Origin of the sequence: Lysinibacillus sp. (genome assembly GCF_032093475.1) — a bacterium.
GTDB lineage: Bacteria > Bacillota > Bacilli > Bacillales_A > Planococcaceae > Lysinibacillus > Lysinibacillus irui.
In genome coordinates this window covers 29,467-44,094 of record NZ_DAMDAY010000019.1, presented here as the reverse complement: position 1 = coordinate 44,094, position 14,628 = coordinate 29,467, and the positions used below count along the sequence as shown (strand labels likewise).

At 35.9% G+C, this 14,628-nt stretch carries 14 protein-coding genes; 6 read left to right on the top strand and 8 right to left on the bottom strand.

Annotated features, from left to right (window positions below; all coding sequences use genetic code 11):
* Positions 1 to 672 (bottom strand): Na+ dependent nucleoside transporter N-terminal domain-containing protein (locus tag RT445_RS06725; RefSeq protein WP_313470187.1); only part of this gene is annotated, 672 nt, incomplete at its 3' end.
* Between the two features lie 375 nt (positions 673 to 1,047).
* Here RT445_RS06725 and RT445_RS06720 point away from each other — a divergent pair.
* Together RT445_RS06720 and RT445_RS06715 are read left to right on the top strand one after the other, a co-directional pair.
* On the top strand, positions 1,048 to 1,569 hold the full coding sequence (locus RT445_RS06720) for a sigma-70 family RNA polymerase sigma factor (protein WP_312506628.1): 522 nt from the start codon (positions 1,048 to 1,050) through the stop codon (positions 1,567 to 1,569).
* Positions 1,556 to 2,500, top strand: coding sequence for a hypothetical protein (locus tag RT445_RS06715; protein WP_312506627.1), 945 nt, complete (start codon positions 1,556 to 1,558; stop codon positions 2,498 to 2,500). Before RT445_RS06720 ends, RT445_RS06715 begins: the two co-directional genes overlap by 14 nt.
* A gap of 30 nt (positions 2,501 to 2,530) precedes the next feature.
* Here RT445_RS06715 and RT445_RS06710 read toward each other — a convergent pair whose 3' ends face one another.
* The 7 genes from RT445_RS06710 to RT445_RS06680 are packed head-to-tail and all read right to left on the bottom strand — an operon-like array spanning position 2,531 to position 9,176.
* Entirely contained in the window at positions 2,531 to 3,793 is a 1,263-nt protein-coding gene (locus tag RT445_RS06710) for a permease (protein WP_274794149.1), read from the bottom strand.
* Positions 3,794 to 3,797: 4 nt separating this feature from the next.
* Positions 3,798 to 4,496, bottom strand: a complete 699-nt coding sequence (locus tag RT445_RS06705; protein WP_274794148.1) for a response regulator transcription factor — start codon at positions 4,494 to 4,496, stop codon at positions 3,798 to 3,800.
* Positions 4,497 to 4,534: 38 nt separating this feature from the next.
* Positions 4,535 to 5,287 (bottom strand): sensor histidine kinase, encoded by a 753-nt coding sequence (locus RT445_RS06700; RefSeq protein ID WP_312506626.1) that lies wholly within the window; start codon positions 5,285 to 5,287, stop codon positions 4,535 to 4,537.
* A 37-nt stretch (positions 5,288 to 5,324) separates the two neighbouring features.
* Entirely contained in the window at positions 5,325 to 6,317 is a 993-nt protein-coding gene (locus RT445_RS06695; protein WP_274794146.1) for an ABC transporter ATP-binding protein, read from the bottom strand.
* Positions 6,314 to 7,327: an ABC transporter ATP-binding protein gene (locus tag RT445_RS06690; protein WP_312506625.1), complete on the bottom strand. Its 1,014-nt coding sequence runs from the start codon at positions 7,325 to 7,327 to the stop codon at positions 6,314 to 6,316. Before RT445_RS06690 ends, RT445_RS06695 begins: the two co-directional genes overlap by 4 nt.
* Positions 7,328 to 7,341: 14 nt before the next feature.
* On the bottom strand, positions 7,342 to 8,262 hold the full coding sequence (gene nikB / locus RT445_RS06685; protein WP_274794144.1) for a nickel ABC transporter permease: 921 nt from the start codon (positions 8,260 to 8,262) through the stop codon (positions 7,342 to 7,344).
* Positions 8,263 to 8,276: 14 nt separating this feature from the next.
* Complete coding sequence (locus tag RT445_RS06680; protein WP_274794143.1) at positions 8,277 to 9,176, bottom strand: ABC transporter permease; 900 nt, start codon at positions 9,174 to 9,176, stop codon at positions 8,277 to 8,279.
* Between the two features lie 182 nt (positions 9,177 to 9,358).
* Here RT445_RS06680 and RT445_RS06675 point away from each other — a divergent pair, with 182 nt between their 5' ends.
* The 4 genes from RT445_RS06675 (at position 9,359) to RT445_RS06660 (ending at position 14,498) form a co-directional block, all read left to right on the top strand.
* Positions 9,359 to 10,918 (top strand): glutathione ABC transporter substrate-binding protein, encoded by a 1,560-nt coding sequence (locus tag RT445_RS06675; RefSeq protein ID WP_274794142.1) that lies wholly within the window; start codon positions 9,359 to 9,361, stop codon positions 10,916 to 10,918.
* Between the two features lie 43 nt (positions 10,919 to 10,961).
* Entirely contained in the window at positions 10,962 to 12,212 is a 1,251-nt protein-coding gene (locus RT445_RS06670) for an amidohydrolase family protein (RefSeq protein ID WP_274794141.1), read from the top strand.
* Complete coding sequence (locus RT445_RS06665) at positions 12,209 to 13,420, top strand: amidohydrolase (RefSeq protein ID WP_274794140.1); 1,212 nt, start codon at positions 12,209 to 12,211, stop codon at positions 13,418 to 13,420. Before RT445_RS06670 ends, RT445_RS06665 begins: the two co-directional genes overlap by 4 nt.
* A 169-nt stretch (positions 13,421 to 13,589) precedes the next feature.
* Entirely contained in the window at positions 13,590 to 14,498 is a 909-nt protein-coding gene (locus tag RT445_RS06660; RefSeq protein WP_274794139.1) for a DMT family transporter, read from the top strand.
* The last annotated feature ends 130 nt before the right edge of the window (positions 14,499 to 14,628 follow it).

Here is a 14,628-nt window from a genome sequence, read left to right as displayed (position 1 = left end):
CGTTAAGATATCTTCCTTTTCATCTACAGTATAAGGATTAATGATGGACACAATGATAAAGCCCCCAAATAGATTCAGGACTATGGCCGTTACAACATATTTAGGCTCAATCATTGTCATGTAGGCTCCAACAACTGACATCGAAACGGTAGACATAGCTGATGCACATAAAGTATACATACGATGAGGGGCAATCTTATCTAATTGTTTTTTGACCGTTATGAATACTTCGGATTGTCCTACCATAGCAGAAGCAACGGCATTATAGGACTCTAATTTTCCCATACCACTGACTTTGCTTAAAAATAATCCTATCCATTTCATAAATAAGGGAAGTATTCTAAAGTGTTGTAAAATCCCGATCAAGACTGAAATAAAGATAATCGGTAATAATACTGTTAAAAAGAATGGTGATTCTCCTTCATTTGCTAAACCACCAAAAACAAATGATATACCTGCATTGGCATATGATAATAAATGATCAAATACTTTTGTGATTCCTTTGATTAGAACATAACCAACTGTTGTATTGAGTAGTAAAGCTGCCAATAAAAATTGGATGATTAACATAATAACTATATATTTATATTTTATTTCTTTTTTGTTTTTACTCATTAAAAAAGCTAATGCAAAAACAAGTAACAATCCACACAAGGATATTAAGTACCTCATCATTTCCTCCATATTTATATATAATATTTTTTGCCATGATGTTCCAATTTCAAAAGAACAGCTTAAGATCTAATTAGTCAGACGTCAGACAAACAATCTCACTATAACAGTTTTTTTGCTAGTTATTCAATAGAAAAAAGAAAAAAAGTATGCTTCTTGGCATACGAATACGATAAATACAGTGTATAACCGACATATTCCAAATAAAATCATTAAAATCAACGATGAAAAAAATGCTTGTTACAATGCTTTTTTATTGTGTGGAGTTTTTGAAAAATTATGTCCATCGTAAAAACGTAGCGGTTATTTTCTTTTTTTGAAACCAATAAGCAATGGATTACGACTATAGGGTGAATGTGTATAGGAGGTGTTTGGGTGAGTGAGCATTTAGCAGCCATTATGGAAGAGCACGGTGAATATTGCTTACGAGTGGCTTATCTATATGTAAAGGACTGGTCGATTGCTGAAGAAATTGTTCAGGATGTATTTTTCGCGTATTATCGTCAGCAGAATCGTTTTGAACAAAGATCCTCCCTAAAGACGTATTTAGTCAAAATTACCGTACATAAAAGTCATGATTATCTACGAAGTTGGAAAAATAAACGACATCTATTGATGGAAAAAATACATATGGGTGCAAGTAAACGTACTCCGGAAAAGGAATTAGTAGTTAAGGATGAGCGATCAACATTAAAGTGTGCTTTATTTGAGTTACCAATTACTTATCGAGAGGTAGCTATCCTTTATTATTATCAGGAATTAAAGATCAGGGAAATGGCAGATATTCTTGCATGTACAGAAAATACGATTAAAACTAGATTGCACCGAGCAAGAAAAATGTTACAGGAAAGATTAGAGAAAAGTGAGTGGGAGGTGTTAGTAGATGACAACTTTTAAAGAGAAGTTGGATCAAGAACTTGGCGAAGCACCACGATTTACGCAATCATTACAGCAGGATATTCTACAGCGAGTACAGCAAGAAAAAAAGGTAACAAAACGCTGGTCATATCCACTGATTTTTATAGGTGCGATACTCATACTACTTTTGTTAGTAGAGATGGGGCCATTAGGACAGATGGAGCAAACTCGTCAAGCTTCAATTGTTACCCTGGCACAGCAAGAAACAGTAAAAAAATATACGATGATTTCAAATTCAGATGAGGAGACCTTTCTAGCGGGAAGACCTGGGTGGACGATTGGCCAAAAAGTATATAAACAAATTCCCGAAAAGGAATTATTACAGCAGCTATTACAGCAGGCCACAGTAACACAGAAATATGAAGAGAACCAATTTTTATTTCGTACCATACAGGATGTTTGGGCACAGTTTGAAAATGACCAGATCATTAAGTTGAAGATGTTCATAGGTGAGGAAAGTATTCTAATAGAAGATCATGACCATAAATCATTTTATAAAGTTAATAATAGAGAACTGACAAAGGCTTATGAAAACCTCACTCTCAAAGATCAAGCTAAATTTGGAATGAAAGGTTATGTTGTTTTTCTAGTCCTTCTACTAGCTATTCATATGCTTGTCGAAAAAATAATGAGGAAAAGGTTCAACATTCCAAAGGGGTATGTTTCTAGGGGCCATCGACGTGCTGTATGGACTCTTAAAGCTTTGAATATCGTCATGCTCATTTTATTTATGGTAAAAGGGTGGATTTTATATACCGTCATCATTGGAGGATACTTAACTGTTATTCTTTTTAGTTCCATTTTTATAGACTACTGCTACGGTCGAGAGGAAAAAAGAAATTATCTTTCTATCAGTTTAGCTATTGTCAGTCTCCTATTACTTAGCCTATTTATTTTTTATATCAGCTAATTGAAGACAAAAGCCTGAACCCGAAAAAATCTAGTGTTCAGGCTTCTTTTCTTTAGTTTCAGTTTGTAGCATTAATTGATAGATACACGAAATCATAAAGCTAGCAGCTAATCCATATAGCATGTTAAAGTTTAGACCTACACCTAATCCGATAATCATGGAAAGCAGTAGAACCAGCCAGCTATGTTGATGAATGCTACGATTAGTAAATAACAGAATTAACATAAACGGTAGCATTGAAATGTGTAAGAAGGCGAAAGAATAGATAACACCTAAAATAGTTAAATCAATAGATAAGAAAAAAATTAATATAATAACCATTAGACAAATCAAATAAAAGTAGTAAGGTCTTTTCTTCACAAAAAATCGTTTCGTTGCCCGCATGTCTACTAGTAAGGTCGTTACAACAGCTAATAGAACAATAACAAGGAAGGCAAAAGTTAGAAAGCCTGGTTGTACTTCATATAAAAATGTGAAAATCAGAACTTGAAACTGGCCAAAGGAGCCACCATATAAAGCAATCATTAAGATGGCTGTGAATGACAGTGTTAATAACGCTAAGATCACACCTGATGAAAGTAGACTACGACGCACTTTTTTTGGCTTAATAAATGCAATTAAATACCAAGTCGATTTATCAAAGAGAACTTGTCCTAAAACAGCTAGTTGAATTATAACAAAAAAGAGTAGGATCTCACTATTTTTAAAATAAAATAAATACGGGTGGTATAAGCGAATTCCTTCATATACAGTACTTGCGCCATTTTGTACGAAGTAATAAATGGGAATAAAAATAAGTAAAGAAAAAAGAGCAATAATAAATAAAATTTCGAGCCATAGTATACTTTTCACTGACATGATCCGATCAAGAAGTAACATGATAATTAAAAATAAAAAAAGTGTAATAGGCACAGGGATATTTAACATAATTTCAGATAATACACTGATGCTTATTAATTGAATTAGCCATAGTTCAATGCCTGTCAGAAGATAAAATAGCCGTATCACTTTTAAATTCATGCCACTTAATTTTTGCTGTATCGTAAAAAGTAAAAAACTTTGTGTATGTTGATGTTGCGTGTAATCACTCTTATTTAACAATGAGCCGAGTACAATAAACGAAATAGCCGTTGCTAATGTATAACAAATACCTGCCATAAAGCCAAAAGAAATAAGGGCTGAGGGTGAGGACAATAATAAGTTCCCATGAATCCATCTAGCTAAAAGAATGATAACACCTGCCGCAGTGCTTAAACTTGCAAATGGTACGAGCAATGGAATTTTCTTTAGCATACAATCAATTACCTTTACTTATTTTAGATGATTTATATTGTCGTGGTGATTGGTTATATTTTTTCTTAAAGGCGACACTAAAATAGTGTTGGCTATTAAAACCACAGCTCTCTGCAATTGTAGACATACTTGCATCCAGATTATCATTTATTTTCTTCACAGCCATTTCTAGTCGATAATTGTTTATATACTCATTAATTCCGACGGACTGCTCCTCCAAAAATTTACGGCTTAAATAGCTAGGGTTCAAATGAATCTTTTCTGCAATTATATTTAAACTCAGTTTTTCATAATAGTTTTCATGAATATAGGAAAGTGCGCTTTGGATTGCATCATGGTTAGAGCTCCACACTTTATATTTCTCCACGATAGCATTTAATTCGCTAGCAATAACTGGTTTTGTAAGATAATCCTTTACCCCGATACGCAATGCTTGTTGGGCATATTCAAAGGTCTGATAAGCAGTTACCATAATGATATCAACTTCATAAAGCTCCTTTAGTTCCTTACTTAAAGTGATTCCATCTTTCCCAGGCATTTGAATATCTAAAAAGGCGATGGTCATACGATGCTTTTTAGCTAATTGCAGAGCTTGTGAGGCATCCTGAGCAGTATGGAATGTCCAATTAGGAAAATGAGGTTTTAATAAATAAATCATTTGCTCTAATTCTAGCGGCTCATCATCTGCGATTAATATATTCAAGGTGTCATTCTCCTTTCACATTCAAATTGATAGAAAGCCTAAGCGGGAACATGGATTGTCACAGTATAAAACTGTTCATTATTTTGGATCGAGAATAAAATATTTTCGAGTCCATAAATAAGCTCAAGTCGTTTTCTAATATTTTCAAGACCGTAACCTTGCTGCAATTCGTCCTCTACTAGCACAGTAGTATGTTCTATCTTTTCAAGTGGTTGTGTATTTTTAATTTCTATTAATAATATGTTATCCATTTTTTTTATCGTAATAGATAATTCCGCAGGTCCTATATGTTTTTCAAAGCTATGTTTATATGCATTTTCAATAATGGTCTGCAGAATAAATGGAGGTATCGGGACAGTTAGGGCCTCATCATCCACATGCTTATGAATCGTCAAACGATGTCCAAAGCGTAACTGTTGGATATTTAAATAACTATCGACAAATTGTACCTCGTTTTTTAATGCAATTAAAACCTCATGATTATTGTATTTAAATTTAAAAAACGTTGCTAAGGCCTCAATGCCCGCAACCAAATCCTCCTTTCGATTGATGCGGGCTAGGCTTAGTAATGAATTTAATGCGTTAAAAAAGAAATGCGGCTGTATTTGCTGATTTAACTGGAGAATATTCGCTCTTTGTAAATCCTGCTCAAGCTCTAAATTTCTTTTTTCCTCCTCAAGGCTATCGATTTGTTTTTCGAAAATAAATATAAAAGTAAGCAGAAAAGCTCCAATAATTGGAGCAATTACACATAGGAGAATATATATGTTGAAGGTTTCTAGTTGTAACATAATGACCTCTCCAATTATTTTATTTGTGTAAAGTACATTAAACTAAATTTTCTGCAAAATGGCAAGCTACCTTATGTGTTGCCGTGATTTCTCGTAATGCTGGAACTTCTGCTTTGCATTTATCTGTTGCGAATGGACAACGTGTGTGAAAGCTACAGCCAGTAGGTGGGTTAAGAGGTGACGGTAGGTCTCCTTTTAAAATAATACGCTCCTTGCGATGTTGCTTATCAATCACTGGAATAGATGAAAACAGTGCTTTTGTATAAGGATGATGTGGTTGTGAGAACAGTGACTGCTTATCAGCAATTTCCACGACCTTCCCAAGATACATAACCATAATACGGTCTGAAATATGGCGAACAACACTTAAATCATGTGAGATAAATAGAAATGTTAAATCTAAATCTCTTTGTAGCTGCTTCAGTAAATTTAATATTTGTGCTTGAATGGAAACATCTAAGGCAGAAACAGATTCATCACAAATAATAATTTTAGGATTAACAGCAAGGGCTCTCGCGATACCAATACGCTGGCGCTGACCACCTGAAAATTCATGTGGATAACGCTCTAAATATTCTGGACGTAACCCTACAAGGGACATTAATTCCAACATACGTGCTTCCTGCTTTTCAGGTGGTACTATTTTTTGAATAGACATAGCTTCCGTTAACATTTTTCGAATCGTTCTTCGTGGGTTAAGAGAAGCATATGGATCCTGGAAAATAATTTGTATGTCTTTCCGTGCAGCTCGTAGCTCTTTTTTACTCATATTCACTAAGTTTTTACCGAATAACAATACTTCCCCTGAAGTAGGCTCATCCAATCTTAAAATAGAACGGCCAGTCGTTGATTTTCCACAGCCAGATTCTCCTACAATGCTGAGTGTTTCACCAGGCATAATATCGAAGGAAACACCATCAACAGCTTTAACAACCTGTTGTGGGCCGAAGAGCTTTTCTTTTTTTAAGAAAAAATGCTGTTTTAAATCATTTACTTGTAATAGTGGTTGTGTTTGATGTGCCGTTGTCATACTGTCATCTCCTTCATAAGTGTTTCTCCTTGCCATTCATTGCTGTACATCCAGCATCTAACTTTTTTCCCTTGCTCGACTGTAAGAAGTTCAGGTTGTTTGTCACGACATAAATCTGTAGCAAATGGGCAGCGTTCTGCATAACGACAGCCAATTGGGTAATTGTATGGACTTGGAACAGTTCCATGAATAGTAGAAAGTTCTTCTTGATCTTCATATAGCTTCGGTAAGGATTGAATAAGTCCATTCGTATAAGGGTGTAATGGTTTTTCAAAAAGGCTTTCAGTTGTGCCTTCTTCTACAACCTGTCCCGCATACATAACCGCTATTTTATCACAAACTTCTGCTACAACTCCGAAGTCATGCGTAATGAAGATAATACTCATTCCTAATTGTTTTTGTAGGTTTTGAATAATATCAATAATTTGAGCTTGAATCGTTACATCTAGTGCCGTTGTTGGTTCGTCTGCAATTAACACATCTGGTGTACAGGCTAAGGCCATCGCAATCATAATACGTTGTCGCATGCCACCACTTAATTGATAAGGCTCCTGCTTCGCTCTTTTTTCAGGTGCAGGAATTCCTACTAGACGAATCATATCGACAGCCTTTTGCCATGCTTCTTTACGAGATAAGCCTTGGTGCAATCGAATCGATTCAGCTATTTGCTCACCTACTGATAAAACAGGGTTTAAGCTCGTCATAGGCTCTTGAAAAATCATTGATATTTTATTGCCTCGAATTTTGCGTAACTCTTCATCTGATAATTTTAAGATGTCCGTATTATTTAATAGAATCTCACCATTGATGATTTTTCCAGGTGGTGAGGGTACTAAACGTAGTAATGACAGGGAAGTCATGGATTTTCCACAACCAGATTCACCAACAATACCGAGTGTTTCTCCTTTTTGCAGTGTAAAGGATACGCCATCAACAGCTTTGGCAACCCCTTCACTTGAATAAAAATACGTTTGTAAATTTTTCACTTCCAACACTGTTTCTTGTTTCATCTGTTTTTCCCTCCCTAGTTTAAATCCATTCGTTTATTGAAGAATCGGTATAAAATATCCACGAAAAGATTAATAAAAACAAATATTAATGAGGCAACAAGAACGCCACCTTGAACGACAGGTATGTCACGTGTACGAATAGCATCAACAATCATGCGTCCTAATCCATTGACAGCGAAAACAGACTCTACTAATACAGTTCCACCAAGTAAACTACCAAATTGTAAACCTACTACTGTAATTACTGGGATTAAAGCATTACGTAAGGCATGCTTTAGGATAATGACGTAACCCTTTAAGCCTTTTGCTTTTGCCGTTCGAATATAGTCTTGATTCACGACGTCTAACATACTAGAACGAGTCATACGCGCAACGATAGCTGCACCACCAGCACCAAGAGTGACTGCAGGAAGAATAATATGTTTAGCACTTTCCCAGCCTGCAACAGGAAGCCAATGCAGCTGTACCGAGAAAACATACATTAATAAAATACCTAGCCAGAAACTTGGTAGCGAGATCCCTAATAAGGCCACAATCATAAGGCCAGCATCCATAAAAGAATAGGGACGAATTGCTGAGATGATGCCAGCGATAAGTCCTAAAATAATGGTAATTAATATACTGTAAAAGGCTAGCTCGATTGTAATCGGTAAACGGGCGGTAATTTCCTCAAATACTGGTTGTTTATTTTTTAATGAATGACCCATATCTCCTTGTAAAAGATTTTTAATGTAATCAGTGTATTGAACAGCTAATGGTTTATTGAGCCCTAAATTTTCACGTAATTCTTCAACAGTTTCTTGTGAAGCACCTTCTCCTGCTAAAATAATAGCCGGGTCACCTGGTATCATTTGCATAATAAGAAAAACAACAAGTGTAACACCAAGCGTCACGGGAATAATTTGAGCTAGACGTTTTAAGATAAATAAAGTCATGTATCTTCTCTCCTTTAATTTTTCATTCTTGGGTCTAGCGCATCGCGTAAACCATCTCCAAATAGGTTAAATCCTAATACAAGTATGGAAATCATAATACCTGGGAATAGCGCCATATAAGGAGCGGTAAACAAGAAATCACGACCATTTGAAAGCATGGCACCCCATTCAGGAGATGGTGGCTGTGCACCCAGCCCTAAGAAGGACAGACCAGCTGCAGATAGAATCGCCGTCGCTAAACGCATAGATGCTTGTACAATAATTGGTGACAAAATATTCGGGAAAATATGCTTGATTAATATTGTCATATCATTTGCTCCGAGTGTTTTCACAGCATCGATATATTCCAACTTTTTAACTTCCATTGTCGATCCACGTACGATTCGTGCAAACATTGGAATGGAGAAAAATCCTACAGCAATTGTTACGTTAATAAGACTTGCACCTAATGCACTGACAATGGCTAAGGCAAGTAGGATACCTGGGAAGGCAAGCATAATATCTAAAATTCGACTAATAATGGAATCAACCCATTTACCATAATAGCCAGCGATAAGCCCTAAAAATGTTCCAATTGTTCCGCCAAATAAAACGGCTGAAATACCAACACCGATGGATAAACGTGATCCATATAAAATTCGACTTAAAATATCTCGACCTTTATCGTCAGTTCCCATAAGGTGGTCTAAACTTGGTCCTTGTAATTTTTGACCTAACTGTACATCGTATGGATCATAAGGGGCTAGAATGGGTCCGATGAGAAACATCAATATATAAAGAAGAATGATGATGCCTCCAGCGACAGCTGCTTTATTTTTTTTGATTTTGTTTAGGAAAGAAACAAGATTTTTTTTTCTAGTTGCCTTGCGTGCATTCACTAAAACAGAATGATCGATAGTAGTTACTTTATCCATATCGAATACTCCTTTTCTATTTGATTTGATTTCAATTTAGTGAAAAGCGTAAAGAATGTAAATATTTTATGGAGTATTAGTCAGAAAATTTAAAAAACACGTAAAAATTTTAAAAAACAAGTGAATTTTATTTCTTTATAATTCGAAATGTAAGTAACAAATCACACAAGGAGGAAATGTTTATGAAGAAAATGAAGTTGTTTTTATTCATGGCACTTATTACTGTACTTGTTTTGCAAGCATGCTCTACAGCTAATAATAATAGTGCGGAAGATTCCAAAGAGGGATCGAAAAGTGTAGGAGGAGAATTAGTTGTATTAAGAGCAGCGGATGCTACAAGCTTAGATCCTCATTTTATTACAGATATTCCTTCAGCGAATATTATTCATGGCAAAGTATATGAAACGCTAGTTGCTTTTGATAGAGATCGTAAAATTGTTCCATTACTAGCAAAAGAGTGGGAGCAAAAAGACGATGTCACTTGGACGTTTACATTGAATGAGGGCATTAAATTCCATGATGGTGCAGATTTTAATGCAGAGGCTGTAAAAGCTACTTTCGACCGTATCTTAGATCCTGCAACTGGTTCACCACAGCGTGATAAATTATCAATGATTAATGAAGTAGTAGTAGAGGATACGTATGTTGTTACATTGAAATTAAAAGAACCATATGCACCGCTTTTATCTATTTTAGCAAGCCAAGAAGGTAGTATGATGAGTCCGAAAGCGATTGCGGAAGCGGCTGACGAATTAGCAACACATCCGGTAGGGACAGGCCCATTTGTATTTGAATCTTGGAAATCTGGTCAAGAAATTACATTAAACACAAATAAAGATTACTGGGGTACTGTACCGAAAGTAGATAAAGTAACATTTAAAGTTGTGCCAGAGGATTCTACTCGTTTAGCAATGATTGAAAGTGGAGAAGCTCATATCGCAGAACAAGTTCCTGTTACAGAAATTGACCGTATTGAAAATTCATCAACTATGAATCTATTCCGTGCAGAAGGTCTTGCAGTAGAATTTATCGGTTTCAATGTGAAAGACACATTATTATCGGATGTAAAAGTTCGTCAAGCTATTAGCTATGCAGTTGACCGTGAAGCAATTATTAGTGGTATTTACGATAATGTTGGGACACTTGCGAATTCAGCAATGAGTCCAAAAATCATTGGTTATTCTAGTGAAACGAAGCCGTATGACTATGATGTAGTAAAAGCAAAAGAATTATTAAAAGAAGCTGGTGTTCAAGAGGGAACAAAAGTTAAATTGCTGACAAGTGATCGTAAAGAGCGAATCAATATGGCTGAAGTTATTCAATCCCAATTAAAAGGTATTGGATTAGACGTTGAAATTCAAGTAATGGAATACGGTGCATTTATTTCAGAAATCACGAAAGAGCAGCATCAGTTATTTATTAGTGGTTGGGGTAATGCTACTGGGGATGCTGATTATAACCAATATAATCTATTCCACACAGCTTCTATGGGAGCACCAGGAAACCATTTCTACTATTCAAACCCAGAAGTAGACAAGTTAATTGAACAAGGACGTTCTGAATCAAATCAAGAGGCACGTAATGAAATCTACAAAAAAGCAATGCAAATGGAGTTAGATGAAGCGGTGTATATTCCAGTTCGTAACTATGAGCACTTAGCAGTCTATAGTAATGCTGTAAAAGGTTTCTGGTTAGACGCATCTAACTACACGATGATCAGTGGCGTTGAAATTGTAGAGTAATCAAATTTGGTAATAGACGGAAAATACCAATTGGGAGGAAACTATGAGTAAACTATTGCTGAAAAATGTGAGATTAGAAGAAGCATATGAGCGCGAAAATGAACACATTGTTGCAACTCGTACAGGTATTTATGATGTCCTAATCGAAGATGGGCATGTTCAACAAGTTGATAAGAATATAGTGGTTGCTGGAGATGTAGAAATAGTGGATGCTCAAAAGCAACTGCTAGTTCCTTCATTCAGAGAAATGCATATTCATATCGATAAAACGTACTTCGGTGGAGAATGGCAGGCGCCAAGGCCCATTACTAAAGGGATATTAACTCGTATTGAAGAAGAAAGAACGCTGTTACCAAAGCAGTTACCAACAGCTGCTTATCGAGCAGAGGAAATGGTGAAGTGGCTCATTTCACAAGGACATACCTATATTCGTTCACATTGTAATGTTGACCCACAAATAGGAACTAAGCATATCGAAATTACAAAACAGGTTTTAGAAAAATATCAAGATCAAATTACCTATGATATTGTGGCCTTTCCACAGCACGGCTTACTACGCTCCAATGTGGAAGGACTGATCCGTGAAGCAATGGCAATGGGCGCAACGCTTGTTGGGGGTGTTGATCCATCTATTGTAGACCGTAATATTGAAAAATCCCTACAAACTACGATGGGTATTGCCCAAGACTATCATGCAGGAATCGATATTCATATTCATACAGCTAATACATTAGGTGAATTTGAATTTTATAAATTGATAGAACTAACGAAACAGGCGAAAAAAGAAGGTCAAGTAACAATTAGCCATGCGATGGCACTTGCCGATTTAGAACAGTCACGATTAGAAAATTTAGTTCAAGCAATGGCTGCTGTACAAATAGACGTCACAACTACTGTCCCAACAGACTTGAATCGTTCGACCATACCAATTCCGTATCTTTATAACAATGGAGTAAAGGTTTCTGTAGGACATGATAGTTTAACGGATCATTGGTCACCATACGGTACAGGCAATACGATTATGAAATTAAATGTAATGGCGGAGAGATTCCGTTTTATAGATGAATATTCATTAAGTCGTGCATGGAAGTACGCTTCTGATGGGATTACACCATTGAATGACGCTGGAGAGCGCGTTTGGCCACAAGTTGGTGATAAAGCTAATATGTTGTTAGTAGATGGTGTTAGCACTGCTCATGTTATTGCGAGAAGATGCCCAATTACTACTGTTATTTCACAAGGCAAAATAATTCACTTACAGGATGTAGGAGAGTTGAAAGGAGAATTTAGATGAAGCATTGGCTTACAAATGTTCTACTTGAAACAGGAGAATATATAAAAGAAAATGATACAGTTGGTACGAAAGTGGAGCTTTTTAATCTTGAAATTACAGATGGGTTTATTTCACAAATTGTACCAGCAACGCAGGCAGTCGGTTCTCCAAATGAAGTAACAGATATGAAAGGGAAGCTTTTATTACCTGCCTTTAAGGAAATGCACAATCACTTAGATAAAACATACTTATCTTTACCTTGGAAAGCATGTGTACCAGTTAAGAATTTAAAGGAACGACTTGAGCGTGAAGCACAAGAGTTATCCATTCTTGCTACAACAGGTAAACAACGCGCGGCTGCAATGATTGAAAAAATCGTTCAAAATGGCGCCAATCATATTCGTACACATGTTAATATCGATCCGTACATTGGCTTGAAAAATTTAGAGGGCGTACTAGCGGCATTGGAGGATTATAAAGATGTTGTGACATCAGAAGTTATTGCCTTTCCACAGCACGGCTTATTAAGAGATGATGTCCCTAAACTATTGCGTGAAGCCTTACGTAATGGGGCGACAATGATTGGTGGTCTTGATCCAGCAGGGATTGATAATTCAATAGAACCTTCGTTATATGAAGTGATGGATATCGCACAGGAATTTAATGTAGATGTTGATATTCACCTTCATGACGGTGGTCATGTTGGCTATTATACAATCGATAAATGGATCGATATCGTTGAAGATGCAAAATATCAAGGTAGAACGGCGATTAGTCATGCCTTTTCACTTGGTGATGTATCTTTACTGGAGCAGCACAAAATTGCTGAACGATTAGCACAACAACAAGTGAAAATTATGTCAACCGTGCCATTCGATTTAAGACGCTTAATCCCACCGATTGATTTACTGACAGAGCATGGAGTTGATGTCCACTTTGGCTGTGATGGATTTTATGATTCTTGGAGTCCGTATGGCTCAGGAGATATTTTAGAAAAAGCAACGACGTTTGCAGATATTTCTCGTAAACTGGATGAACGCTCTATTCGACAAACGTTAAAATATATTACAAATGGTGTGACACCATTGGATGCAAATGGCCAGAAGGTTTGGCCGAATGTGAAGGACGAAGCAAGTTTTGTATTCTTTGACGCAGTATCAAGTGCTGAAGTTATTGCACGCAAACCATCTAATCGAGTGGTTATGTCGAAAGGAAAATTTATCAACTAGTACAAACAACTAAATCCCCCTTATTTAGTTAACATAGCAAACTAGAAGTTTTCTAGTTTGCTATACTTATGTTGTAATAGATACGTGAATAATAGAAAGGAAAGTAGATTTTTAATAGTTTTACCATAACTTATGTAGAAGTCTCTTTAAATGCAGGTGCAATTTAGATATGAAACAACTCACCATCTATATGATTTTATTTAGCTGTGTATTTTTTTGGGCCAGTAACTTTATAATTGGCTCTATTTTAATTGACCATTGGGCTCCTATAACAGTCGCCATTTTTAGATTGATTGTCATTGTTCTGTTTTTAGGATGTATTAGTTGGAAAACAATTAACCGAACAGCATTTACACGCAATGATCTAGTATTATTGGTCATTGCAGGCATACTAGGTGTCTCCATTAATCACTATAGCTTTTATGCCAGTCTTCAGCACACCTCTCCTATCACCGCGGCTTTAATCTTAGCCTGTGCACCGATTGCCACATCATTACTAAATAAAATGATTTATCATGAATCGCGGAACGGCATTTTTTGGCTAGGTGCAATCATTTCTTTTGTAGGGGTTGGCCTCATAATTACAAAAGGAGCACTTATCTCGATTTCAATCGGTAAGGGTGAGGTGCTAAGTTTAATTACAATGCTAAGCTTTGCCTTGTTTCTAATTATTGTGAACCACCTTAGTCTAAAAATCTCTGCACAGTTGATTACCTTTTATACAAATTTAATTGGACTACTGGTGCTTGTACCCTTTTCCTTTACCATTTTACCGCAGACTAATTGGCATGTTGAAACTCCATATTGGTTGCTGTTAATTTTATCAGCGATTGTTATTCATGGGATTAGTAATTTAATGTGGAATCAAAAAATGAAGGAGATAGGGTCAACGAATGCTTCGCTTTTATTGAATTTTGAACCAGCGATAGCTATGTTATTAAGTGCTGTATTCTTAAAACAATTTCCCACTAGCATTCAACTGTATGGATCCTTATTAATATTAATTGGAATTATATTATGTATTTACTATAAGGAAATAAAAATATTGCAGTTTTTAAAAAGAAGAACAAATGAATAGGGTGTTTTACCAACCAGTATGCTGAAATGATTTCTAGTATATTGGTTTTCTTTTTAGCTGCTTTTTTACTTTTGCACAAAAACAATATGATTTTAAAATTGGTCTTATTACAGAATATTTAAGGTCAATA

Coding starts and splice junctions, on each gene's coding strand:
- RT445_RS06715 (WP_312506627.1), top strand. CDS start 1,556: ATGACAACTTTTAAAGAGAAGTTGGATCAAGAACTTGGCGAAGCACCA.
- RT445_RS06710 (WP_274794149.1), bottom strand. CDS start 3,793: ATGCTAAAGAAAATTCCATTGCTCGTACCATTTGCAAGTTTAAGCACT.
- RT445_RS06700 (WP_312506626.1), bottom strand. CDS start 5,287: ATGTTACAACTAGAAACCTTCAACATATATATTCTCCTATGTGTAATT.
- RT445_RS06695 (WP_274794146.1), bottom strand. CDS start 6,317: ATGACAACGGCACATCAAACACAACCACTATTACAAGTAAATGATTTA.
- RT445_RS06690 (WP_312506625.1), bottom strand. CDS start 7,327: ATGAAACAAGAAACAGTGTTGGAAGTGAAAAATTTACAAACGTATTTT.
- nikB (WP_274794144.1), bottom strand. CDS start 8,262: ATGACTTTATTTATCTTAAAACGTCTAGCTCAAATTATTCCCGTGACG.
- RT445_RS06680 (WP_274794143.1), bottom strand. CDS start 9,176: ATGGATAAAGTAACTACTATCGATCATTCTGTTTTAGTGAATGCACGC.
- RT445_RS06675 (WP_274794142.1), top strand. CDS start 9,359: ATGAAGAAAATGAAGTTGTTTTTATTCATGGCACTTATTACTGTACTT.
- RT445_RS06670 (WP_274794141.1), top strand. CDS start 10,962: ATGAGTAAACTATTGCTGAAAAATGTGAGATTAGAAGAAGCATATGAG.
- RT445_RS06665 (WP_274794140.1), top strand. CDS start 12,209: ATGAAGCATTGGCTTACAAATGTTCTACTTGAAACAGGAGAATATATA.
- RT445_RS06660 (WP_274794139.1), top strand. CDS start 13,590: ATGAAACAACTCACCATCTATATGATTTTATTTAGCTGTGTATTTTTT.